This window comes from Pseudomonas morbosilactucae (assembly GCF_023241715.1).
In the GTDB taxonomy this organism is placed as follows: domain Bacteria; phylum Pseudomonadota; class Gammaproteobacteria; order Pseudomonadales; family Pseudomonadaceae; genus Aquipseudomonas; species Aquipseudomonas morbosilactucae.
This window is the reverse complement of record NZ_JALQCW010000057.1, coordinates 1-24441: the sequence shown is the minus strand read 5'-3', so window position 1 is coordinate 24441 and position 24441 is coordinate 1. Positions and strand designations below refer to the sequence as shown.

20 protein-coding genes and 3 pseudogenes are annotated in these 24441 nt (G+C 60.5%); 11 read left to right on the top strand and 12 right to left on the bottom strand.

Features of this window, described 5'->3' with window-relative positions:
* Window positions 1–105: 105 nt before the first annotated feature.
* The 5 genes and pseudogenes from M1B34_RS20665 to rplU all read right to left on the bottom strand — a co-directional run bounded on the left by M1B34_RS20665 (window position 106) and on the right by rplU (window position 3913).
* Window positions 106–567, bottom strand: a complete 462-nt coding sequence (locus tag M1B34_RS20665) for a CreA family protein (protein ID WP_123334882.1) — start codon at window positions 565–567, stop codon at window positions 106–108.
* A gap of 19 nt (window positions 568–586) precedes the next feature.
* Window positions 587–1705 carry a glutamate 5-kinase gene (gene proB, locus M1B34_RS20660; RefSeq protein WP_123334880.1) on the bottom strand — a complete coding sequence of 373 codons (1119 nt, stop codon included), beginning with the start codon at window positions 1703–1705 and terminating at the stop codon, window positions 587–589.
* 185 nt (window positions 1706–1890) lie between these two features.
* A pseudogene (cgtA, locus tag M1B34_RS20655) lies at window positions 1891–3113 on the bottom strand (Obg family GTPase CgtA).
* Between the two features lie 195 nt (window positions 3114–3308).
* Complete coding sequence (gene rpmA / locus M1B34_RS20650) at window positions 3309–3566, bottom strand: 50S ribosomal protein L27 (RefSeq protein WP_003176049.1); 258 nt, start codon at window positions 3564–3566, stop codon at window positions 3309–3311.
* 35 nt (window positions 3567–3601) lie between these two features.
* Entirely contained in the window at window positions 3602–3913 is a 312-nt protein-coding gene (rplU, locus tag M1B34_RS20645) for a 50S ribosomal protein L21 (protein WP_007924746.1), read from the bottom strand.
* 241 nt (window positions 3914–4154) lie between these two features.
* On the opposite strand from rplU, the gene M1B34_RS20640 reads away from it, so the two are divergent.
* From M1B34_RS20640 to M1B34_RS20630, 3 genes are all read left to right on the top strand, one after another.
* Window positions 4155–5123 carry a polyprenyl synthetase family protein gene (locus M1B34_RS20640; RefSeq protein ID WP_123334876.1) on the top strand — a complete coding sequence of 323 codons (969 nt, stop codon included), beginning with the start codon at window positions 4155–4157 and terminating at the stop codon, window positions 5121–5123.
* A 125-nt stretch (window positions 5124–5248) separates the two neighbouring features.
* A complete protein-coding gene (locus M1B34_RS20635; protein WP_123334874.1) occupies window positions 5249–5590 on the top strand; it encodes a zinc ribbon domain-containing protein YjdM in 342 nt (113 codons plus the stop codon).
* Window positions 5591–5785: 195 nt separating this feature from the next.
* Entirely contained in the window at window positions 5786–6043 is a 258-nt protein-coding gene (locus tag M1B34_RS20630) for a PA4570 family protein (RefSeq protein ID WP_123334872.1), read from the top strand.
* 117 nt (window positions 6044–6160) lie between these two features.
* On the opposite strand, the gene bamJ is transcribed toward M1B34_RS20630, so the two are convergent.
* Both bamJ and M1B34_RS20620 read right to left on the bottom strand, forming a co-directional pair.
* A complete protein-coding gene (bamJ, locus tag M1B34_RS20625) occupies window positions 6161–6778 on the bottom strand; it encodes a BamJ family beta-barrel-assembly machinery protein (protein WP_123334870.1) in 618 nt (205 codons plus the stop codon).
* A 129-nt stretch (window positions 6779–6907) separates the two neighbouring features.
* Window positions 6908–7213: a DUF6482 family protein gene (locus M1B34_RS20620; RefSeq protein WP_123334868.1), complete on the bottom strand. Its 306-nt coding sequence runs from the start codon at window positions 7211–7213 to the stop codon at window positions 6908–6910.
* Window positions 7214–7429: 216 nt separating this feature from the next.
* Between M1B34_RS20620 and M1B34_RS20615 the strand changes: the two genes are divergently transcribed.
* Complete coding sequence (locus tag M1B34_RS20615) at window positions 7430–9259, top strand: hypothetical protein (protein ID WP_268266095.1); 1830 nt, start codon at window positions 7430–7432, stop codon at window positions 9257–9259.
* Window positions 9260–9334: 75 nt separating this feature from the next.
* Here the strand turns inward: M1B34_RS20615 and M1B34_RS20610 are convergent, their stop codons facing one another.
* The gene (locus M1B34_RS20610; protein ID WP_123334864.1) at window positions 9335–9823 is read right to left on the bottom strand and encodes a TIGR00645 family protein; all 489 of its coding nucleotides are present in this window, start codon (window positions 9821–9823) and stop codon (window positions 9335–9337) included.
* 161 nt (window positions 9824–9984) lie between these two features.
* On the opposite strand from M1B34_RS20610, the gene M1B34_RS20605 reads away from it, so the two are divergent.
* Window positions 9985–11817: a hypothetical protein gene (locus M1B34_RS20605; RefSeq protein ID WP_123334862.1), complete on the top strand. Its 1833-nt coding sequence runs from the start codon at window positions 9985–9987 to the stop codon at window positions 11815–11817.
* Between the two features lie 3 nt (window positions 11818–11820).
* On the opposite strand, the gene M1B34_RS20600 is transcribed toward M1B34_RS20605, so the two are convergent.
* Window positions 11821–12153: a PA4575 family protein gene (locus M1B34_RS20600; RefSeq protein WP_123334860.1), complete on the bottom strand. Its 333-nt coding sequence runs from the start codon at window positions 12151–12153 to the stop codon at window positions 11821–11823.
* Window positions 12154–12365: 212 nt separating this feature from the next.
* Window positions 12366–14804, bottom strand: coding sequence for a Lon protease family protein (locus M1B34_RS20595; protein WP_123334858.1), 2439 nt, complete (start codon window positions 14802–14804; stop codon window positions 12366–12368).
* A 278-nt stretch (window positions 14805–15082) separates the two neighbouring features.
* On the opposite strand from M1B34_RS20595, the gene M1B34_RS20590 reads away from it, so the two are divergent.
* From M1B34_RS20590 to M1B34_RS20575, 4 genes are all read left to right on the top strand, one after another.
* Window positions 15083–15571, top strand: a complete 489-nt coding sequence (locus M1B34_RS20590; RefSeq protein WP_123334856.1) for a DUF3015 domain-containing protein — start codon at window positions 15083–15085, stop codon at window positions 15569–15571.
* 95 nt (window positions 15572–15666) lie between these two features.
* Entirely contained in the window at window positions 15667–17520 is a 1854-nt protein-coding gene (locus tag M1B34_RS20585; protein ID WP_123334854.1) for a DUF7840 domain-containing protein, read from the top strand.
* Window positions 17521–17629: 109 nt separating this feature from the next.
* Window positions 17630–17986, top strand: a complete 357-nt coding sequence (locus tag M1B34_RS20580; protein ID WP_123334851.1) for a hypothetical protein — start codon at window positions 17630–17632, stop codon at window positions 17984–17986.
* Window positions 17987–18057: 71 nt separating this feature from the next.
* Window positions 18058–18552, top strand: a complete 495-nt coding sequence (locus tag M1B34_RS20575; protein ID WP_268266094.1) for a GreA/GreB family elongation factor — start codon at window positions 18058–18060, stop codon at window positions 18550–18552.
* 6 nt (window positions 18553–18558) lie between these two features.
* Here the strand turns inward: M1B34_RS20575 and gdhA are convergent, their stop codons facing one another.
* Window positions 18559–19896 (bottom strand): NADP-specific glutamate dehydrogenase, encoded by a 1338-nt coding sequence (gene gdhA / locus M1B34_RS20570; protein ID WP_123334846.1) that lies wholly within the window; start codon window positions 19894–19896, stop codon window positions 18559–18561.
* On the opposite strand from gdhA, the gene M1B34_RS20565 reads away from it, so the two are divergent.
* Window positions 19895–20227, top strand: coding sequence for a hypothetical protein (locus M1B34_RS20565; RefSeq protein ID WP_268266093.1), 333 nt, complete (start codon window positions 19895–19897; stop codon window positions 20225–20227). The genes gdhA and M1B34_RS20565 overlap by 2 nt on opposite strands.
* Here M1B34_RS20565 and ettA read toward each other — a convergent pair.
* A pseudogene (gene ettA / locus M1B34_RS20560) lies at window positions 20209–21872 on the bottom strand (energy-dependent translational throttle protein EttA). The gene M1B34_RS20565 and the pseudogene ettA sit on opposite strands and share 19 nt — an antisense overlap.
* A 284-nt stretch (window positions 21873–22156) precedes the next feature.
* On the opposite strand from ettA, the pseudogene M1B34_RS20555 reads away from it, so the two are divergent.
* Window positions 22157–24441 (top strand): annotated as a pseudogene (locus tag M1B34_RS20555) (PAS domain-containing protein); the annotation flags it as partial.

The window sequence follows — 24441 nt, the reverse complement described above, 5'->3', positions numbered from 1 at the left end:
CGACCCTAGGGTCGGTTTTTTATTGCCTACGTTTTCTCCAATCCGCCAACCCCCACAAAAGCACCCTGTAGGAGCCGGCTTGCCGGCGACAGCGACCTTAAGCAGTCACTGATGCGCCCACGGCAGAATCGGAATCGCGGTCACCGCATTCTGTGGACTGCCCTCGATCAAGCGATCGCTATAGACCAGATACACCAGGGTATTGCGCTTCTTGTCGAGGAAACGCACCACCTGCATGGTCTTGAACACCAGGGACGTGCGCTCCTTGAACACCTCCTCGCCATCCTTGAGCTCGCCCTTGAACGCGATAGGCCCAACTTGGCGGCAAGCGATCGAGGCCTCGGCACGATCCTCAGCTAAGCCCAAACCACCCTTCACCCCACCCGTCTTGGCCCGGGACAAATAGCAGGTCACGCCATCCACCTTCGGATCGTCAAACGCCTCAACCACAATGCGATCATTGGGCCCGACAAATTTGAACACCGTGGAAACCTGACCAATCTCTTCAGCTGACGCTAACAACGGCATCGCCAAGAGCAAACCCAACAATCCTTTTGCTACGCGCATTCGCTTTTCCTTACGCCACTCAAACCAGAATCAGGTTATCGCGGTGAACCAGTTCCGGTTCAGCCATGTAACCGAGAAGACCGACAATCGCCTCAGACGACTGACCGATGATTTTCTGCGCCTCCAAGGCACTGTAGTTGGCCAGGCCGCGAGCGATTTCACGCCCATCAGGCGCCACGCACACCACCATCTCACCACGCCGGAAACCGCCCTGGACCTGCTTCACACCCACCGGCAACAAACTCTTGTTGCCTTGGGACAGGGCGGACACCGCGCCCGCATCCAGCACCAAGGTACCGCGGGTCTGCAAGTGCCCGGCCAGCCACTGCTTGCGCGCCGCCAGCATGCCGCGCTCAGGCGACAGCAAGGTGCCAATGCGCTCACCCGCTTTCAAGCGATCCAGAACCCGCTCCAGGCGACCACCAACAATGATGGTATGCGCACCGGAACGCGCCGCCAGACGCGCCGCACGCAGCTTGGTCTGCATACCGCCACGCCCTAGGGCGCCACCGGTACCGCCCGCCACCGCATCCAGCGCCGGATCATCGGCTCGGGCTTCGTAAATCAGCTGTGCATCGGGATTGTTACGCGGGTCCGCATCGAACATGCCATCGCGATCCGTCAGGATCACCAACAAGTCCGCTTCCACCAAGTTAGCCACCAGCGCCGCCAGCGTGTCGTTATCGCCAAAGCGAATCTCGTCAGTGACCACAGTGTCGTTTTCGTTGATGACCGGGATCACCTTGAGCTCGACCAGGGCGCGCAAGGTGCTGCGGGCATTGAGGTAGCGCTTGCGATCGGAAAGGTCGTCATGCGTGAGGAGGATCTGCGCGGTATGCCGGCCATGCTCGGCAAAACTCGACTCCCACGCCTGCACCAGCCCCATCTGACCAATGGCCGCAGCCGCCTGCAGCTCATGCATCGCACTCGGTCGTGCGGTCCAGCCCAGGCGACTCATGCCGGCCGCTACTGCGCCGGAGGAAACCAGTACCAGCTCAACGCCCGCCTCATGCAAGGCCACCATCTGCTCGACCCAAACACCCATTGCTGCGCGATCCAGCCCTTTGCCATCCGCTGTCAGCAGTGCACTACCGATCTTCACGACCCAGCGCTGCGCACCTGTCACCTTGCTCCGCATTTTATTCAACCTTTGCCAGCGAGCGACGCGACCGAGCGTCACTCATGGGGTTATTCGTATTGACACCTTGCAGACACCAAAACGCCGCTCAAATGAGCGGCGCCTTGGAAGCTGGCTTGGCAGCGATGATAACACCGCGCCCAGCCAGATAAACCGTCTTCGCGGGCTAGCCCGCTCGCAACGAATCAGTCGCGGACGTAAATGATTTCCGGACCGTCGTCATCATCCACATCCTCTTCATCCCAGTCATCGTCACCGATGTCGTGCACGCTCTTCACACCACTGCGACGCAGAGCACGCTGGTCATCCAGGGCCTGCAACTGGGCACGCGCCTCGTCTTCGATACGCTGATCCAGCTCGGCCAGCTCGTCGGCATAGGCCGGGTCGGCCGCCAGGCGATCAGCACGATCTTCAAGGTACCGCATGATGTCGCGACTCAGGCGCTCGGTGCCGTCCTTGGAGATAGCCGAGATCACGTACACCGGGCCCGTCCACTCCAGACGATCAACGATCTCCTTGACCCGCTCTTCATGCTCTTCTTCAAGGATCTGGTCGCACTTGTTCAGCACCAACCAACGCTCGCGCTCCGCCAGGGACGGACTGAACTTGACCAGCTCGTTGACGATCACTTCCGCCGCATCAGCAGGGCTGCTTTCATCCAGCGGCGCCATGTCCACCAAGTGCAGCAGGATCCGGGTACGCGCCAAGTGCTTAAGGAAGCGAATCCCCAGGCCCGCGCCATCGGAAGCACCCTCGATCAAGCCCGGGATGTCGGCAATCACAAAGCTCTTCCAGCGATCAACGCTGACCACACCCAGGTTCGGCACCAGCGTGGTGAACGGGTAGTCGGCGACTTTCGGTTTGGCCGCGGAAACCGAACGGATAAAGGTACTTTTGCCAGCATTCGGCAAGCCCAGCAGACCCACATCCGCCAACACCTTCAGCTCCAGCTTGAGATCACGCTGCTCGCCCGGCTTGCCTGGCGTGGTCTGGCGTGGCGCACGGTTAGTACTGGATTTGAACCGGGAGTTACCCAGCCCGTGCCAGCCACCCTGGACCACCAGCAGGCGCTGGCCCGCCTTGGTCAGGTCACCAATGATTTCCTGGGTGCCCGCATCGATCACCGTGGTGCGACCGGAACGCGCAGCTCCAGATCCTCACCTTTCTTGCCGGTGCAATCGGTGCTGCCGCCATTGGAACCGCGCTCGGCATCGAAATGCCGGGTGTAGCGGTAGTCGACCAGGGTGTTGAGGTTTTCGTCGGCGATCATGTAGATCGAGCCGCCATCACCACCATCACCACCGTTCGGACCACCGTTTTCGATGAATTTTTCCCGACGGAAACTCATGCAGCCATTGCCGCCGTCGCCCGCTTTTACTCGAATCGATACTTCATCAACAAACTTCATAACCAAACGCCTCTCGCCGCACGGGCGAGCCGAAAAACACTAAGACATAAGACTCTTGCAAAAATGAGCGCAGCGACCTCAATCAACGACCGAAACATCCAGCGCCAGCAGCCCATACAAACAGTTTTGCAAGAGACTCACCCCACAAACGAAAAAGCCCCGTCGCGAGACAGGGCTTTTCCAGCGTGCGCGCAATTAAGCGGCGACAACGCTCACGTAACGGCGGTTGAAAGCGCCTTTTACTTCAAACTTGATCACGCCTTCGATTTTCGCGAAGAGGGTGTGATCTTTACCCATGCCAACGCCGTAGCCAGCGTGGAATTGGGTGCCGCGCTGACGCACGATGATGTTGCCCGGAATGATTTTCTGGCCGCCATACATCTTCACGCCAAGGCGTTTGGCTTCTGAGTCGCGACCGTTACGGGTACTACCACCAGCTTTTTTGTGTGCCATGAGTTCAATTCTCCTAGTGAGGAATTAGGCTGTAATTAAGCCTGAATACCGGTGATTTTGATCTCGGTGAACCACTGGCGGTGGCCCATACGCTTCATGTGGTGCTTACGACGACGGAACTTGATGATGCGGACTTTATCGTGACGACCTTGGGAGATCACTTCAGCCTTGACGGTTGCGCCAGCAACAACAGGAGCGCCGATGTTCACGTCATCGCCATTGGCGACCAACAGAACGCGGTCAAAAGTCACGGATTCGCCAGTAGCGATTTCCAGTTTTTCGATCTTCAGGTATTCACCTTCAGCGACCTTGTATTGCTTACCGCCGGTAACGATTACTGCGTACATGGTATTTCTCCGATAATCCTGCTCACCCAGCTCTTTATAAGAAGAGGTATTGGCTGGCATGGCTGCATGGGGCTGGAACGGCCCAAGTGCAATTGCGTAAGGCAGGTGCTGCCCAGGAAGTTCAGGGTGCGCGATTGTACGCAAGGCGCAAAGCCTATGCAAGTGGCCGTCCATCGCGCCTTGACACCCGCGGACGCGGGTCCTAGCATGCCGCGCAACCCTTCTGGAGCACCTGTCGCTGATGCAACCCCAAGCTTTCTACCGCGCGGTGGCGGACGATTTTAGCGCCGTCGACGACATCATCAAGAAGCAACTGACGTCTCGAGTGCCGCTGGTATCGAAAATCGGCGACTACATCACTTCGGCTGGTGGCAAGCGCCTGCGTCCTCTGCTGGTGCTGCTGTGTGGCAAGGCCCTGGGCCGCGAAGGCGATGACCTGCGCCTGCTGGCCGCCACCATCGAGTTCCTGCACACCGCGACCCTGCTGCATGACGACGTGGTCGACATGTCCGGCATGCGCCGTGGCCGCTCCACGGCCAACGCCATGTGGGGCAACGCGCCCAGCGTCTTGGTCGGTGACTTCCTGTACTCGCGCTCCTTCGAAATGATGGTCGAGTTGGGCTCGATGCAGGTGATGAAGATCCTGTCCCAGGCCACTCGCATCATCGCCGAAGGCGAAGTGCTGCAGCTGTCGAAGGTTCGTGACGCCAGCACCACCGAAGAAACCTACATGGAAGTCATCCGCGGCAAGACGGCGATGCTTTTCGAAGCCTCGACCCACAGCGCCGCCGCCCTGGCTGGCGCCACGCCGGAGCAGAGCGAAGCCCTGCGGACCTTTGGCGACCACTTGGGTGTGGCCTTCCAACTGGTGGACGACTTGCTGGACTACCGCGGCGACGCGGAGACCCTGGGCAAGAACGTCGGCGATGACCTGGCCGAAGGCAAACCGACTCTGCCACTGATCTACACCATGCGCGAAGGCACGCCCGAACAGGCGGCACTGGTGCGCAAGGCGATTCAGAAAGGCGGTATCGAAGACCTGGAAAGCATCCGCGCGGCCGTCGAAGCGTCCGGTTCCCTGGACTACACTGCCCAGTTGGCCCGCGACTATGTAGCCCGAGCCATCACTTGCCTCGAAGCACTGCCACCCAGCGAGTACCGCGATGCCCTGGTGGAGCTCAGCGAGTTCGCCGTCGCCCGCACCCACTGATCCATGACTCGCAAGCCGGCTCCCGCAATGGGGCCGGCTTGCTGGCACTGCCTTGCCCCGCCCCTTCCCGACAAAAACCCTATACAATGTGCGCTTTTTAGCCATCCTGAAATCAAGGAGCGTTAGTGAGCACTTTGCCACCCTGCCCAAAATGCAATTCCGAATACACCTATGAAGACGGCGCCCAGCTGATCTGCCCGGAGTGCGCCCATGAGTGGTCCGCCACCGGCGAAGCCGAGGCGACCTCTGATGACACCGTGAAAAAAGACTCCGTGGGCAACGTCCTGCAAGACGGCGACACCATCACCGTGATCAAGGACCTCAAGGTCAAGGGCACGTCCCTGGTGGTCAAGGTCGGCACCAAGGTCAAGAACATCCGCCTGTGCGACGGCGACCACGACATCGACTGCAAGATCGACGGCATCGGTCCGATGAAACTCAAGTCCGAGTTCGTCCGCAAAGTCTGATGCTTCTGCCTCCATCCCGCGCCTGACGCGGGATGGCGCCCTCTTCCCCCGCCTCGCCGCCCCGCCATAGCAAAAGGCCAGCCCTTTTGACCGACAGCAATTTCCCCACAGAAAAAAGCAGAAACTGCCAATAGGTACTTGCTATTCATTGAATAAGAATTATTCTCACCTAACCCCATCAAGGAGATGAGAACCATGACTTATTTAATCGACGCCTGGCTGGACCGCCCACAGCCTTACCTGCGGATTCTCCATCGGGAGACCGGGGAAGTTTGTGCGGTACTGGAAGAAGAAGCCCTCAACGAGCTGCAGGACCAAGGAGATCTGGACCTGAACGGTTTGAGCTCCAGCGAGCCCGTGGTGCTCAAGGAACTGGTGCGCAACCTGTTTTTGTTCTGCTACGCCAGAGCCTTGCGCCCGGCGTCCGATCTGCATACCAAGTTCCAGGTATGAGACTCACTGCAAAACCTGTAGGAGCCGACTTGCCAGCGAAGGCTTCGGCACGGGTTCAGGGTTGAACCGCGCCGCCCGCCTCGCTTGCAAACCGGCTCCCGCACAGCGGGGTATGGCTTACAGAACGTCGAGCAGCTCGACGTCGAATACCAGGACGCTGTGGGGCGGAATGCTGCCCACGCCTTGCGCGCCGTAAGCCAGCTCGCTTGGCACGTACAGACGCCATTTGCTACCGGCATTCATCAGTTGCAGGGCTTCGGTCCAGCCCGCGATCACGCCGCCAACCGGGAATTCCGCAGGCTGGCCACGATCGTAGGAGCTGTCGAACACAGTGCCGTCGATCAGGGTGCCGTGGTAGTGCGTGCGCACGCTGTCTTCACGGGATGGCTTGGCGCCTTCACCTTGGGTCAACACTTCGAATTGCAGGCCGGAAGCCAGGGTGGTGATGCCGTCACGCTTGGCGTTTTCAGCCAGGAAAGCCAGGCCGGCACCGGCAGCGGCTTCAGCTTTGGCAGCGGCTTCGGCTTGCATGATCTCGCGGATCACTTTGAAGCTGGCGGACATTTCTTCCTGGCCAACACGGCTAGGCTTGCCGGCGAACGCGTCGGTCAAACCCGCCAGGATTGCGTCCAGGCTCACGCCCGGTGGCGGGTTGTCGCGCAGTTGGTCGCCCAACTGACGGCCAATGCCGTAGCTGACGCGGGTTTCGTCGGTGGACAGATTTACTTCGGACATGAAACTGCTCCGCTGTGGGGACGGCTCGGGAATTTGCCGTGCGTGCACAGCGCATTCCGGGGCGCCCGGAACCAAAAGGGCGAGCAGACTAGCACAGAAGCTGTCGCCATGATGAGCGGGCGCCCTGCCTTACCAGCTTGAGCGCAGGGTGATCGGCACCTTCAGGCTTTCTTCGGCGCTGGCGGCCAGGCCACACATCTCGTCGTGCACCGAGGTGTGTATCAAGTGAAAGGGCAGCTTCGGAAACGCCTGCAGCACTTCGCGCGCATGCTCCACCGAGCGCAGGTGGAACATGTGCCCCTGGTTGTCGCTCAGGGGATAGGCGGCGCCGTGCATGCGGGCCTCAAGCAGGTAGATCCCACCTTCCAGGGAGATCAAGTTCAACTCGTCGACCTTGCCAGCAATGGCATAGGCATTCATTTCTTGCAGGTTCATAAACGCACCTCGTGCAATTCAAGCCCGTGACACTACAGGCATATGCCTGGCGCCCCAAAAGCACAAGGAGCGGACAGGGTCTCTGGACCAACGGCGGACAGAACAGCCAATGCGGTTTCTGTTAGTGTCGCCGCCGCGTCTACTTTTCCTACACGTAATTGGATATCCACAAATGGATCTTGACCCTCTGATTTCTCCGCCAACGGATGGCCAGTCATGCCGTTGAAACGCATCTATCTCGCCCTTGCTGCCAGCACTCTGGCAGCAGCCGGCGTGGCTCTGTATCTCTACCTGGCACCAGGCCCCGAACAAATCCTGGAAAACACCTACAGGGAGCGTTACCACCAAGCAGAGGCCCTCGGCGACCCCGAGTTGGAGAAGCGGGCGATCCAGCAGTTGCAAGACTGGTACAAAGAGCAGCGCCAGGCCTTGGTGCTCGACAGGCCGCCTGAGGAGGCCCGCCATAGCCTGGACGCCAACGCGCTGATCGAGCAGTACCCAGACTTGAGCATCGCCGCCCAGCGCTGGCTGGGCAGCCTGTTTTTCAAAAACTACCCGCGCCAAGCCTCCGCCAGCACCCTGATCATCGGTTCACCGTTTATCCGCGACTACCCGGTAAAGCCACTGTTCCCCGCCACCCTGGATTGGGACTCAGCCAGCCTGGCTGACGGCCGCGTGATTGCCCTCGGCAACACCGTGGCAGAGACCGGCGTCTCCCTGATCAAAGTGAACCCCGGGGTGTTTGAACTGCACGACCGGCAAAAAGGCCAACCGGCACCGGATTCGGAACACCGCCCGCCAGTCGTCGCCCTCAACGGCCACGTAGAAATCGTTATTCCAAGCCAGGTCCAGGTGTTCAGCTTTTCGCCCAAGGATGTCGGCAGCACCCGTACCCAGGGCAACCTCAGCGTCACCCTGCTCAAGGTCGGCCCGTACTCCGCCGAGTTCGAACTGCACAACAGCGCGGCGCTGGCGCCGGAGCTCTCGGAGCGAGGCCTCGACCCCTTGGTGATCCAGGCCCAGGACCGCGACGGCAACTACCTGAAGGCCGAAGGCAGCATTGAAAAGGCCCCACAGCAACGGGCCTTCGAAGACCAACAACTGCAGACGCTGCTGCAACAACCCAGCTATGACCCCGGATTTTTTGACCGGCAGCGCCAACAGCTCGCGGCATTCCACCGGGGCCAGGCCAGCCGCTACAAAAAGCAGTACTTCTCCGGCGAGTTGGCCAGCCTCAAAGTCACCGCCCTGGACTTCTCTGCCGCCAAGGTGGAACGCCAGACGCTGAAGACGGCCGTCGATACCTTCGCCCCAACCCTGGTGGGTAAGACACTGCAGCCCATGCCGGCCACTGCCGTGGTCTATGACGAGCGCATCGCCGAACAGACCGGCCGCTACGCCATGAGCGAGGAAGAGCACCGCCAGAGCGTCAAGGTGCAGTCCGAACTGGTCAGCGTCCGCTACGCCAGAATCCGCTTTCGCAGCGACCTGCCCTTCGACTGGAAGATCCCCGGGCGCCCCATCGACCGCAAAGTCGACTTCTATACCCAGGACAAGCTCGGCAGGCACGGCGACCTGATGGACGTGAGCCCCAACGTCTATGACGTCGATCCCTACGAAGGGTGGATCAGCTACAGCCCCGCCGACTTCCGCCGGGAGCCGGCGTTTGCCAAGGGCACCATGACCCTGATCCATCCAAAAGTGGAAAAGACCCTGTACCCGGTCGACGCCCTCCCCCCGGGCATGCGCCTGCAAGGCAATGCGCTGATTATCGAAAGCAAGCCGTTCCCCAAGGAGCGCTGGCGCTTCTTTGCCCGGGACAGCCAGGGCCGCTACCTGCGCAAGATCCATCAAGTCAGCCATCTGGATAAAGCCTACGGCTCGGCGATGTTCGACGTGCAGTACTACTACGGCGAGCCGGCCACTATAGAAGCCTACAAACTAGTCAGCATCAGCCCCCTGCTCTATGACTACGACATCGAACTGCAAAAGCCGGAGAACCCCTGCTATGTCACCGACAATGTGGTGATGGCCGGCTGCTTGTAGCCCACAAACCGCCAATAAAAACGCCCGGGCGTTGTGTAACGGCCGGGCGTCGCGGGTCTTGTTGCGGTCGACAGATCAGTGCTTGGTCAGCTTGTCCAGGTAACCCATGGCAAAGGCCGACACCACAAACGTCATGTGGATGATCACGTACCACATCAGGTAATCGGTGGGCGTGTTCTTGGCGTCCATGAACACCCGCAGCAGGTGGATCGAGGAAATCGCCACGATGGAGGCCGCGACCTTCATCTTCAAGGACGAAGAGTCCATCTTGCCCAGCCAGCTGAGTTTCTCTTTGTCCTCGTCGATATCCAACTGAGAGACGAAGTTCTCGTAGCCGGAAATCATCACCATCACCAGCAAGCCGCCCACCAGGGCCATGTCGATCAACGACAACAACACCAGGATCAGGTCCGATTCGGCCATGGAAAACACATTGGGGATGACGTGGAAGACTTCCTGGAAGAACTTCAAAGCCAGCGCTAGCAGCCCCAACGACAGACCAAAATAGATGGGTGCCAGCAACCAGCGTGAGGCGTACATCGCATTTTCGATTAAACGTTCCATTGAATCTCGCACCTGGTCTGAAAACGGCGGCGAGTATATCAGTGCGCCGAATCCCCATAAACCACCGACAAATCCACGACCTGCGGCTTTTTACAGACGCGTTTTCTGCTAGTGTCGGAGCCTGTCACAGCGTTCACATACATCGGACAGGAAGACGGAAAATGGATGTGCGATTGCCTTTAGCGAGCATCGGTCTCTGCATTGCCCTGCTGCTCAGCGGCGGGTGCTCGCCGAGTGATGAGAAGCGCCAGGTCAGCCTCGACGACAAGACCGCGCAGTTCGAAAAGTCCCTGGACAGCATCCAGGACCCGAAGCTCAAAGAGGCCATTGCCGACCTTGGCGGCTCGCTGCTGTTGCTGGAACGCGCGCGCCTCAAACTCGAGAGCAAGCCCATCGAAACCGAGTACGGGGAGGATGCCCTGGCTTTGCTCAAGCATTACCCCAGCCCGCAAGCCCTGGTGGATGCCTACATCAACGGCCTGTTCGTGCTGCGCAAGGCCTCGAGTTCCGACTACCTGATCGACTTGCAGCCGGTGTTCCCCTTCAACTTCACCATGCCTGCGGAGTTTCCGTTCCCCCACGGCCTGGAATGGCAGTCCGTCACCCTGAGCAACAAAAAAGTCATCCCCTTTCAGCCGGAGTGGTCGGAAACCGACCCGGGCATCCAGCTCAGCCCTTCGAGTTCCAACCTGACCAACCCGGATGACCTGACCGTGACCTACCCCTTCATCGAAGGGCTGGAAGTGGACAACAAGCACCAGCCCCAACCCGTCACGCTGCAAGGCAAAGTCGAAGTGATAGCCCCGCGCCGGGTACAGACCTTTGTGCTGGGCAAGGGCGATGTGGGCAAGACCCGCACCGACGACAACATCAGCGTGACCTTGATGTCCCTGGGCAAGAACGTCGCCGAGATCCAGTTGAGCAACAGCGCAGCGCTACCCACCGAAGTCGCCGACGCCGCACTGAACCCGCTGCTGGCCCAGGCTCGCGATGCCAGCGGGCAACTGCTTTCCCGCTCCGGGTCGATCAACGAAAACACCCAGCAAATCGCTTTTTACGAGAAACAACTGGCAACCATGCAGAAACAGTCAGCCTGGAGCGACAGCTTCGAGCAGCAGTTGGAAAGCGAGCAAAAGGACTTCGAACGCCAGCAGCGCAACCACTACAGCAAGGTCTACTTCAACGGGATGATCGATAAGCTGGAAGTCAGCGTGCTCGATTTTTCCCAGGCCAGCGTGACCCGCAAAGACCTGGAACTGCCGGTGCAGCATTTCGAACGCCAGACCACCGACAAGAATATCCAGCCCCTGCCAATGCCGGTGGTGGTGTATGACGACCAGGCGACGGCCTACCTGAAAGGCGCCGACCTCGATGAGGCGTCGTTGAAAAAGTCCGTAACTATCAGCCAGTCGGTGGAAGACTCCAGCGCATCGCGCATCGAGTTCAACCACCCCAAGACCTTCAATGACGAATTGCTGGGCTCAGCGTTCGACGTGGGTGAAACCCCGCTGACGTTCTTCACCCAGGATGACAATGGGAAACGGGGCGAGCCGATCGAGCTGCCGACCGAAGCCTTCGAAATCGACCCGTTGCGCGGAGTCATCACCTACGACCTCAACCTATTTCCTGAAACACCGGCCTACGCCGTAGGCTCGGTCCCGCTGTTCCTGGCCAGCGTCGACCATCAATCCCTCTCCGCCCGCACCCTGCCCGAAGGCCTGACGCTCAAAGGCAATGCGTTGATCGTCGACCAACGCCTGTTCCCGGCGGACACTTGGCGCTTCTACGCCAAAGACGACAGCGGCCAGTACCTCAAGGAAATCCTCAGCGTCAGTCATCAAGCCTCTGACCAGGGCCCGGCCGTGTTCGACGTGCATTACTTCTATGGGCAACCCACCCAGTTGGAAACCTTCATGCGCACCGAACTCAACACCGTGGAATATGGCTTCGAGGTCAAACTGGACAAGCTCGAAGCGCAACCCCCTGCCCAATAAGCCTCAATGCTCGGGGTGAAACTGGATGTTGCGACTGCGCTCGCCATTGATCTGGCGCAGTTGCGCCTGCAGATGCAGGCACCAGATCTGCGGATCATCGGCCAGTTCATAACCATGGGTGGTCAGGCTCTGGACGATGGAATCAAGGATGGATTCGGCCACCAACGGGCCGCAGAACGGGCCTTGGGCCTTGATCGCAGACGGTTGCTCACCGGCCATTCCGGCGGCAAACAGCAAGGTCCACATCCCCTTATCCCCGGCCAGGGGACGAATGCAGCATTCGATGCGGGTAACCAGGCCAAGGCATTGGCGGGTGAGGCAGAGGTTGCGCGACATGGCGGCGACCCTCGGTAGATCCGGCGTTCAGCCTCCGCGAGAAGACTGTTTCGTTCCAGTGACGACTGTCGTTCTCCTTGCCCTGAGGATAGAAGAAAAGCCCGATAAACAAAGTTGACCAAGGCAACAGGCGCCGAATGGTCTATCGGCAAAAGTTGGCGCCAAGTCGCTGACACCTGCGGCGAGGTACAAGCCCTCGCCGCACGCCCGATTCAGGCGGGCTTGGTGTCTGCCAACGCCTCTTGCGCCAGCTCTTTTTCCGCCTCTTTGAGGTCCTCTTCACTGATCATTTCGGCGATGGCGCGCAGGCGCTCCACCACTCGACCATTGACGCTGTCTTCCGGGAACTGACCGTCCGCATCCGGCTCGCCAGCCGGCTCGCCGACCAACAGGCTGAGGGCCTCGTCGGCCTGACGCACCGCGTAGACGTGGAACTTGCCGTCGCGCACGGCCTGCAACACCTTCTCGTCGAGCATCAGGGTGGCGACGTTGGCCTGGGGAATGATCGCCCCCTGCTCGCCGGTCAGGCCCCGGGCTTCGCAAAGGCGGAAGAAGCCTTCGATCTTTTCGTTGACCCCGCCCACCGCCTGCACTTCACCAAACTGGTTGATTGAACCGGTGATGGCGAAGCACTGCTTGAGCGGCGTCTTCGACAGGGCCGAAATCAAGGTACAGGCCTCACCCAGGGACGCGCTGTCACCGTCCACATAACCGTAAGACTGTTCCAGGGCGATACTCGCCGAGATCGCCAGGGGGAATTCCTGGGCATAACGGCTGCCCAGGTAACCGGTGAGGATCATCACCCCCTTGGAGTGAATCGGCTGCCCGAGGTTGACCTCGCGCTCGATGTCGACAATCCCGCTGCCGCCCGGGTAGACCGTGGCGGAAATCCGCGCCGGCACCCCGAACGCCGAATCACCGACCTCCAGCACCGTCAGGCCGTTGCACTTGCCCACTGCCGCACCGGCGGTGTCGATCAGAATCACCCCGGCCAGCATGTCATCGAGAATCCGCGCTGAAACACGCCCGGTGCGCGTGGCCTTGGCCTTGAGTGCACGCTCGATGTGCCCGGCGTCGGTCTTCTCGTCAGACGCCAGGTGGCGAATGAAATCGGCCTCGCTGACCAGTTGGAACAGATCACCGATCCGCGCCGACAAGCGCCCCTGGTTCTCTGCCAGCCGCGCGCTGTAGGTCGCCAGACGCGCCACGGCATCGGAGGTCAGAGGCGCCATGCCTTCTTCCGAGGTGCGGGTTTTCAGCAACTGGGCGAACTGCTCCAGGCTTTCATCGACCATCGGAATGTCTTCGTCAAAATCCACCAGCACCCGGAACATCTCCTGGAAGTCCGGATCGGCGTCTTGCAGGGCGTAATACAGCTGGCGGGAGCCAATGATGATGACCTTGAGCTGCAATGGGATCACTTGCGGATTGAGGGTCACCGTCGCCAAACGGCCCAGTTCGCCCAACGGGGACTCCATCTTCAACTTGCGCGATTGCAAGGCACGTTTGAGGGCGTCCCAGACAAAGGGCTCGCTGAGCATTTTCTCGGCTTCGAGGATCAGGAAGCCGCCGTTGGCACGGTGCAAAGCCCCCGGACGCAACTGGCGATAGGTGGTGTAGAGCGCGCCCTGATCGGTGCTGTATTCGATGCGACCGAACAGGTTGTCGTACGTTGGATGCGGCTCGAACACCACTGGCGCACCGCCGCTGACCGGATGGCCGACCACCAGGCTCGGGCAGTACTGTTCTTCCAGCAGCTTGCGGGCCTGGGCGTCGGTCTTGGCGTCATCCACCAATTGCTCGACCACCGTTTTCAGCAGGTACACCTGCATCGCCTGCAAGTAACCGCAGACCGCGGCGTTCTCTGCGTACTGCTCGGACAACGGTGCCAACAGCGGCTGCAAGGCCAGGGTGATGGTTTCTTCGTTGAACTGGCGCATCTGGTTGTTCGACTCACGCTTCCACTGGGGCAAGCTGGCGAGTTCTTCGTTGAGGCGCTCTTCGAGCTCGGAAATATCCGTGTGGAAACGTTCGCGATCGGCTTCTGGCAGTTGCGAGAACTCAGCTTCGTCCAGAGCCTTGCCATCGAGCATCGGCGTAAAGGCAATGTTGGAACTGTCGCGGTACAGCGCCACGTCTTTTTCCAGGGCCAGACGCTCGATCACGTCCAGGGCGCGGTCGTAGCGCTGGTTGAAGGCACGGTCGATGGCGCTCTTGCGCTGTTGATAAGTCGGGTGTTCAAACACCGCCGGGAACGTCGCGACCAGGTTGTCGATCAGGCCGTTGATGTCCGCGATGAACGCGGCTGCACCGCCTGCCGGCAGCTCCAGGGCACGAGGCTCGCGGGGTTCATCGAAGTTGTTGACGTAGACCCAGTCGGCCGGGGTCTGCAGGCGTTTACCTTCCGCCTTCAGGTAGCGTTTAACAAACGAGAAGCGGCCGGTACCGGGCTCGCCCATGACAAACACGTTGTAACCGGGGCGCGGCATGGCCACCCCGAACTGCAAGGCTTCAACCGCACGTTCCTGGCCAAGCACACCGCGAAAGGGCTCCAAATCATTGGTGGTCGAGAAGCTGAACTGTTCAGCGGAAAAAGGACGGGTCAGCGCTTCGGGCGCTAGACGCAAGCTGGCAGCAACAGGATCAGGCATCGGGCTTCCTTACATCAGGCGGGGCAGATGGCGGCATTCTGGCGCCGGGTATGCCCGGCTGGCAAGGCGCGCCTAGGGCGAAAGCATAGACAAGGGTGATGCGCCCAGCCGCCCCCCGGAAAACCGGCTATGTCAGCGAATGTTTTGTAAAAAGTCACGGAACCCTTGGAACCTGCCTAAACTCCAAACTGCGCGGCTGGACTAATAACCGGCCCAACTGGCGCTGACATTGGCCAGCACCCCTTGTCCATTGGTTTGCACACAAAGAGAACACAGCTATGAAACGGATTCTTCTCGGTACTCTTTTCACCGCAGTATCCATCAACGCCATGGCCCAAGCGCCAGGCGGTCCGGATTGTGGTTGGGGCAACATGCTGTTTGAAGGTCAGCGTGGCACCCCGGCGCATTTCCTGGCTTCCACCACCAACGGCACCTCCGGCAACGCCACGTTCGGTATGACTTCCGGCACCAACGGTTGCTCGACCAACTCGGCACTGACTTATGGCGGTAAATCCTGGATTGCCATGAATGGCATGATGAACGAGCTCTCTGAAGACATGGCCAAAGGTCAGGGCGAAGCACTGACCACCTACGCTGTGGTGCTGGGCGTTGCTCCTGAAGACCGCGCGCATTTCGCCGCTGTTACCCATGAGCACTTCCAACAGATCTTCAGCAAAGCCGACGTGACTGCGGATGATGTGCACACCAACACCCTGGCCGTGCTGAAAAGCGACGCTCGTCTGGCCAAGTACGCAACTCCAGCTTAAGCTCGACCCGCCCGCTCTTCCCCAAGAGCGGGCTTTTGTTTTTTGGGAGCTGACCCTTAACGGGCCTTTGTTTCTTTCGACTTAAGTTGCCCACCATGCTCAAACGCCTTGCCTACCTGGCGCTCTGTGTCTGCGCCCCGCTGTCCGCCGCGCCCGCTATCGACAATCCACGTTTGCAGCAGTTGGCCAATGATCCGTTCTGGATCTCCCTGGGGCACTACGAGAGCGCCAAGCTGGGCGGCTGGCGCAGCTACGTCAGCGACGCGAAGTTTTTCCTCGCCAAAGACGGCGCGCAGCACCCTGACGCCGAACTGGCCGCCACCCTGCAAGCCCTGTACGCCCCGGCCAGCGCCGGTGAGCAGCACGCCCAATGCGTGTACCCGGCACGCACCCGCTGGCTCAAGGACCAGTTACAACTCACCGACCTGCCCACCGTGGCCTGCAGCGAATTCAAGCAGTGGTTCAAGGACGTCGCGCCCCACAGCGCGGTGATGATCTTCCCGGCGGCTTACCTCAACAGCCCGTCGTCGATGTTCGGCCACACCCTGCTGCGTATCGACCAGGCCGACGTGCAAAGCAACAACACCGCCCTGCTCAGCTACGCCATCAACTTCGGCGCCTACATCGAAGGCTCGGACAACAGCATCCTCTACGCCTGGAAAGGCCTGATGGGCGGCTACCCGGGCCTGTTCGCCCTGGTGCCCTACCAGGAGAAACTCTCGGAATACCGCAGCCTGGAAAACCGCGACCTCTGGGAATACCGGCTGAACCTGACCCAGGTTGAAACCGAGCGCATGGTCGAGCACGTCTGGGAACTCAAGCAGATCCAGTTCGACTACTTCTTCTTCGACGAGAACTGCTCCTATCGATTGCTGGAGTTGCTGCAAGTGGCGCGCCCGGGCCTGAAGCTGACCGAGCAATTCCCTCTGACTGCGATCCCCACCGACACCGTCAAGGCGGTGAAGGAAGCCGGGCTGGTGGAAAAGATCGACTATCGACCGTCCCGTGAGCGTGAACTGCTCAGCCGCGCCGAGCCCCTGAACGGCGAGGAGCAGCAATGGGTGCTCAAGGTCAGCGCCGATCAGCAGCACCTGCAAGACGCCGACTTCAAAGCCCTGCCAAGGGATCGCCAGGCGCTGATCGTCGACGCGGCCTATCGCCTGGAGCGCTACCGGGCCAACGGCCAGGAGCGCGACCCTGCGCGCTCGCAGCGCAGCTTCGAACTGCTCCGGGCAATCAACCGCAACCCTGCGCCAGAGTTGCAGATCGAGCGTCCCGGCCTACCGGAAGACGGCCACGAATCCCGCACCTGGCAAGTCGGTATCGGCACCCGGGGCGACCAGGCGTTTGGCGAATACGGCCTGCGCATGGCCTATCACGACCTCAACGACAACGCCGAAGGTTTCCCCCTGGGCGCGCAGATTGAAATCCTGCAAATGAAACTGCGCCAGTACGAAGGCAATCGTTGGCAGTTGCAGCAATTGGACCTGGCCACCATTCGCTCCCTGACGCCGCGCAACGAACTGCTGCAGCCCTGGTCCTGGCAAGTCACCGGCGGCCTGGAGCGCGTGCCGGGCAAGCATGACGATGAGACCCTGGTCAGCCACGTCAATGGCGGCGCCGGTGGCACCTGGCAGTTGGGCGAGAACACCCTGGGCTTTGCCCTGGGTACCGTGCGGGTCGAGCACAATAACGACTTCTCGGCCTTTATCTCCCCGGCCGCCGGGTTCAACACTGGCTTGCTGTGGAAAAACCCGCTGGGCAACTTCAGCGTCGAAGCCAAGGGCGACTACTTCACCAATGGCGAAGTCCGCCGCAGCCTGAGCCTCAACCAACAGTGGGAGCTGTCACGCAACCTCGGTCTGCGCCTCAGCGCGCAACGCGAATTCAGCCACCTGGCCACCGCCGAGAATGAAGTGATGCTGGAACTCAAGTGGTACCACTACTAGGGGCAACAGCCGCATTGGCCTGCTAATTCTTCACCTGGCTTTCACGAGGTAGCGACGAATCGACTTCTAGACTGATGCCATCAGCCGTAATCCGGCGTAGGAGTCAGGCATGTGGCGGTTCGGGTGGTTAGTGGTGCTTTTTCTGGTGATCGGCGGGTGCGAGTCCACCCACGAGCATTTGCTTGCCCAGGGCTATCCACCGGCCTTTGCCGATGGTTTCGATGATGGCTGTGTCAGTGGCCGACAAGCCGCCGGCGCCATCACCGGCGAGTTCCGCAAGAACGTGCCGCGCTACCTCAAGGACGCGCAATATGCCGAAGGCTGGAGCGACGGTTTCAGGCAGTGTCAGGCCATGCTGGAAAATCAGGATCGCACCGAATACCGTGAACACCATTGGGATGAGCGGGAACGGGCCTGGCAGCAAGAGAAGGACCGTGACGCCGCCCGCGCCTATCGTTCGCAGTGAGTCGCTCTCGGATAACCGCCGACACTAAAAGGCTGCGAGCAGGGTCCAACCTCCACCCTCGGAGAATTGCCATGAGCCGCGCATTCGTCAACGAAGACCAGGCTGCCGATCAGGCCGACACGCCGGTTGAGCGCCTGGTCAGCACCCAGCCCAATTACGTCACACCCCAAGGCCTTGCCGCGTTGCAGGCCAAGGTCACGCAGTTGCAAACCCAGCACAGCGAACACAGCGCCCAGGGCGATGCTGCGGACAAACAGCGGCTGGCCGACCTGGAGCGGGACCTGCGCTACTTCAATCAGCGCCTGCAAAGCGCCCAGCTCACCGCACCCGCCACGTCCACCCAACAGGTGCAGATCGGCAGCCGAGTGACCTTCGCGGATGAACAGGGGAACGAGCAGCAGGTGCAACTGGTGGGAGAGGATCAGGCCGATGTCGGCCTGGGCCTGATTAACTGGGGCTCGCCTTTGGGTCGCGCCCTGCTTGGCGCGCAACCCGGCGATGAAGTGCTGTGGAAAAGGCCGGCTGGGGATCAGTTGATCGAGATCATCCGCATCGAGCCGGCCTGAAACGACTCAGACCACGCCTTGTGCCAGCATCGCATCAGCGACTTTGACGAAGCCAGCGATGTTGGCACCTTTGACGTAGTTGATCCGACCGTTCTCTTCACCGTAGTGCACGCAGGCGTGGTGAATCGACTGCATGATGGCGTGCAGCTTGGTGTCCACCTCTCCGGCAGTCCACAGCAGGCGCATGGCGTTCTGTGACATTTCCAGACCGCTGACGGCCACGCCACCGGCGTTCGATGCCTTGCCCGGTGCGAACAGAATGCCCGCCTCGATAAAGATATCCACAGCCTCCAGGGTGGTCGGCATGTTCGCGCCTTCGGCCACGCAGATGCAGCCCTGACGCAACAAAGCGCGGGCCGCGTCGGCGTCCAGCTCGTTCTGTGTGGCGCACGGCAGGGCGATGTCGCAGGCCAGGGTCCACGGCGTCTGGCCGGCCAGGAACTCCAGGCCAAACTGGCTGGCCAGCTCACTGATGCGCCCGCGCTTGACGTTCTTCAATTCCAGCACCGCTTGCCATTGCTCTTCGCTCAGACCGGACTCGCAGTACAGGGTGCCCTCGGAATCCGACAGCGAAATCACCTTGCCGCCCAGGTCCATGACTTTGCGTGCCGCATACTGCGCCACGTTGCCGGAACCGGAGATCGCCACGCGCTTGCCTTCAACCCGCTGGTCACGGCGCTTGAGCATTTCTTCAGCGAAGTACACACAGCCAAAACCGGTGGCTTCAGGACGAATCAGGCTGCCGCCGTAGCTGATGCCCTTGCCGGTCAGCACTGAAGTGAACTGGTTGCTCAGGCGTTTGTACTGGCCAAACAGGAAACCGATCTCCCGGGCACCGACACCGATGTCACCGGCGGGCACGTCCACATCGGCGCCGATATGGCGATACAACTCGCTCATGAAGGCCTGGCAGAAGCGCATGACCTCGGCGTCGCTCTTGCCCTTGGGGTTGAAGTCCGAACCGCCCTTGCCGCCGCCCATGGGCAGGGACGTCAGGGAATTCTTGAAGGTCTGCTCGAAAGCGAGGAATTTCAGCACCCCGAGATTCACCGATGGATGGAAGCGCAAACCGCCCTTGTACGGACCGATGGCGCTGTTCATCTGAATACGGAAGCCGCGGTTGACCTGGACCTTGCCCTGGTCGTCGACCCAGGAAACGCGAAACACCACGGCGCGTTCCGGCTCACAAATACGCTCGAGAATGCCCGAGGTCAGGTAGTGCGGGTTGGCCTCCAGAAAGGGCCACAGACTGCGCAGTACTTCTTCCACGGCCTGGTGGAATTCAGGCTGGTCCGGGTCGCGTTTTTTCAGACGGGCAAGGAAGTCTTCGACGGATTCGATCATGGGAAGTCTCGGCAAATTTATTGTCGTTAAGGGGAGATTTGCCCGGAACTTTATCAATTCAAATCGCACCGCGACAGCGCAAAATGTCGCAGTTATGAATTTAAATGGTGCATTAAATATAAATGGCGACGATTTTCAGGGGATTTGTGCACCGGATTGGTGGCACTTCCTGCCTGAGCCGCACGCTTTTGGTGAGACGGAAAAGTGGATCGCCGGCAAGCCGGCGCCTACAGAAATGTCGCTACCAGAGGGTCGGAAAGAGGGCAAAAAAACGGAGCCCGAAGGCTCCGTTCTGTTCAAGCAGCGACCAGATCAGGCCAGCTTCTTGTGACGCACGCGGTGCGGTTGGGCAGCCGCTTCGCCGAGGCGTTTCTTACGATCGGCTTCGTACTCGGTGTAGTTGCCTTCGAAGAACACGGCTTGCGAATCGTCTTCGTAGGCCAGGATGTGAGTGGCCACACGGTCCAGGAACCACCGATCGTGGGAGATCACAATGGCGGCGCCCGGGAAGTCCAGCAGGGCTTCTTCCAGGGAACGCAGGGTTTCAACGTCGAGGTCGTTGGACGGTTCGTCGAGCAGCAGGACGTTGCCGCCCTCTTTCAAGGTCAGGGCCAGGTGCAAGCGACCGCGCTCACCACCGGACAGGTCCTTGACGAACTTCTGCTGGTCGCCGCCCTTGAAGTTGAAACGACCCACGTAGGTGCGGGACGGAATTTCGTAGTTGCCGATGCGGATCTGGTCCGAGCCATCGGAAATCTGCTGGAACACCGTCTTGCTGCCGTCCAGGTCGTCACGGCTCTGATCGACGCACGCCAGTTGCACGGTTTCACCGATTTCGATGCTGCCGGAATCCGGGGTTTCCTTGCCCATCAGCATACGGAACAGGGTGGATTTACCCGCACCGTTACCGCCGATCACGCCGACGATGGCGCCCTTGGGCATGGCGAACGACAGGTTGTCGATCAGTACGCGATCGCCGTAACCCTTGGTGACGTTCTTGAACTCGATGACCTTGTCACCCAGGCGCGGACGGCCGGGATGTAGATCTCGTTGGTTTCGCTGCGCTTCTGGAATTCCTGGGACTGCATTTCTTCGAAGCGTTGCAGACGAGCCTTGGATTTCGACTGACGAGCCTTGGCGCCTTTGCGCACCCATTCCAGCTCTTCTTTCATGGCCTTTTCATGGGCCGACTGCTGCTTGGATTCCTGGGCCAGACGGTCGGACTTGGCTTCCAGCCAACCCGAGTAGTTGCCCTCGTAAGGAATACCGGCGCCGCGGTCGAGTTCCAGAATCCAGCCCGCGACGTTGTCGAGGAAGTACCGGTCGTGCGTGATCGCAACCACGGTGCCCGGGAAGTCGTGGAGGAAATGCTCCAGCCAGGCCACGGAGTCAGCGTCCAAGTGGTTGGTTGGTTCGTCGAGCAGCAGCATGTCCGGGGCAGACAGCAGCAGGCGGCACAGGGCCACACGACGCTTTTCACCACCGGACAGGTGCTCGACCTTGGCGTCCCAGGCCGGCAGGCGCAGGGCGTCGGCGGCGACTTCCAGCTGACGCTCCAGGTTATGGCCGTCGCTGGCTTGCAGGATGGCTTCGAGCTTGGCCTGTTCGGCGGCCAGCTTGTCGAAGTCGGCATCCGGGTCGGCGTAGGCAGCGTAGACCTCGTCCAGGCGGGCCTGGGCGTCCTTGATCACGCTGACCGCTTCCTCGACCACTTCACGTACGGTCTTGGTCGGATCCAACTGCGGCTCCTGGGGCAGGTAGCCGATATTCAGATCAGGCATCGGGCGCGCTTCACCATCGAACTCGGTGTCAACGCCGGCCATGATTTTCAACAACGTGGACTTACCCGAACCGTTAAGGCCGAGTACGCCGATCTTGGCGCCGGGGAAGAAGGACAGAGAAATGTTTTTCAGGATTTCCCGCTTCGGCGGAACAACTTTGCTCAGCCGATGCATGGTGAAGACGTATTGAGCCATGGTGAACCTAGCGTCAGTGACTGATGAATAGAAGCGGGCGCTGCCCGTGTCAGGCCATGCGCAGCGCCGGCATGGACGCAAATCGATGCCGGCGTGAACAGAAACCTGATGATCTGGAGCTGGAACGCCCCTATGTGTAGCGGGCAAAACTACCTCAATGGCGGATCAAGGTCCAGCCAAGCGGGACTGGCACTTTGCCACAACTCAAGGCATGCTAGCCGCCCTTCGGGCGTCCGGCTTATAGTGCACGTCGCGCCAGCCCAGCCAAACCGCAGGATCACAGCTTGCCCAACGTCACTTCGCCACCGCCCGCGCGTGCGCCTATCCCTGCGCCCGGCTCCCCCCTGCGCGGCACCCTTAAAGGTGCACTGGCGACGCTGGTGCTATTGCTCCTGGCCTTGCTGTTCTGGCAACTGCTCGACCAACTGCAGAAAACCCGCAAGGTCCAGCAGCAATACGCCATCGACTACAGTGCCGACCAGGCCGATCACCTGAGCCTGAACCTGGCCCTTAATGCGCAGATCGCTCTGAATCTGCTACCGATCGTCGAACAACCCCACACCGCCGAACAACAGCAACAACTGCTGCAAAAGCTCCAGTTGTCGTTGCCGGACGTGCGCAGTATCGCCCTGCTGGATGCCTCCGGTCAGATCGTCAATGACAGCGCCAGCACCTCTCTGGACGCGGCCTGGCTGGCGGAGTTGGTGCAGCGCAGCAACGGCCAGCGCTACTACTTCAGCAACGAGAGCGACGGTTCGCTGGTCACCCTGTTAATGCACCAACCCAGCGGTTCGGTCAGGGGTTACTGGGTGCTGCGCCTGGCGCCGAGCTTCTTCCAGACGTTGATTCGGGACCAGGAAACCGCGCAAAAACCGGCCTGGGTCCTGGAAAACCGCCTCACCCGACTGGTGGTCAGCCGTACCCACCCCGATTTGGCCAAGCCCGGCCTGTTGAGCCCGGAAGACATGGCCGACAGCGTGCTGGTGACACCCCTGAGCAACAGCGACTGGCAATTGCGCGGCCTTTTCGACGAACGGGCGGTGATTGAACAACTGCTGCCAGCCTTTATCGGCAAATGTCTCCTGGGGCTGGCGTTCTCCCTGTTGCCGGTGATCGCCCTGTTGAACATGCGCCGCCGCCAGCGCCAATTGCACGAAGGCCGCCGCCGCTACCAGGACATTTTCGAAGGCACAGGCGTAGCCCTGTGTGTGCTGGATGTTTCCGGCCTGCCCGGGCAACTGGACAAGGCTCATTTGCGCAATAGCGAGCAGCTCAAGCGCTGGCAGGAACAGAGTCCGCAGCAACGCCTGCAATTGCTGCGCGAACTGCGGGTCACCGAAGTCAACCAGGTCGCCCTGCGCCTGCTCAATGTCGACTCCTGCGAACAGGCCTGGAAGCTGTTGATCGACGGCTGCGCACTCAATGGCAACGCGATTGGCAGCCAGTTGCTGGACGCCGTGCTCAACCAGCAGAAACAGCTGGAGCTGGAGATCAAGCTCAGCGACGCCCAGGGCCACGACCAGCATCTGTGGCTGGTGCTGCGCCTCCCGGAAGACCCTGCCGACTATCGCGCGGTGATCCTCAGCATCAGCGACATCACCAGCCGCAAGCTGATCGAACTGTCGCTGCTGGAGCGTGAGGGTTTCTGGTCCGACGTGGTGCGCACCGTGCCCGATCACCTGTATGTGCAGGACGTGATCAGCCAGCGGATGATTTTCAGCAACCACCACCTGGGCCAGACCCTCGGCTACAACAAGACCGAACTGCACCAGATGGGCGAATACTTCTGGGAAATCCTCCTGCACCCCGAAGATGCCGACCTCTACCATCGCCTGCGCCAGGAACAGCGCCATGCGGGCTACGCGCAACTGCTGCAATGCCAGTTGCGTTTCCGCCACCGCAGCGGCCAGTGGCGGCGCTTCGAGATCCGCGAACAGGCCTTGGCCCGGGACAAGTACGACCAGGTCACACGCATCATCGGCGTGGCCAAGGACATCACCGATCAGATCGAGGCCAGCGAGTCCCTGCGTGACAGCGAACAGCGCTACCGCATGCTCGCCGAAAGCATCAGCGACGTGATTTTCTCCACCGACAGCCAACTGTCCCTCAACTACGTCAGCCCGTCGGTGCAAGCCGTGCTGGGTTACGACGTGGACTGGATCTTCCAGAACGGCTGGCAATCGACCATCGCCAACCCTCAGCAACTGACCGGCATCTATACCTTGATGGACCGGGTCAGCAAGGCCCTGGACAAACCCGAGCAACTGGCTGAGCTGCGCAGCCAGGTGCAGACCCAGCTGTTCCTCTTCGACTGCCTGCGTGGCGATGGGCGCAAGATCCCCATCGAGCTGCGCCTGGTACTGGTCTGGGATGAACAAGGGGGCTTCGAAGGCGTGCTCGGCGTCGGCCGCGACATCAGCCAACAGCGCCGCGCGGAAAAAGCACCTGCGCATCGGCCGCCCACGGTATTCGAGCACCTCGACGTCCGGCGATCCTCATCACCGGACCCTGCGGGTTATATCGTGCCAGGCCAACGAAGCGTTCAGCCGGGTCAGCGGCTATGCCGTGC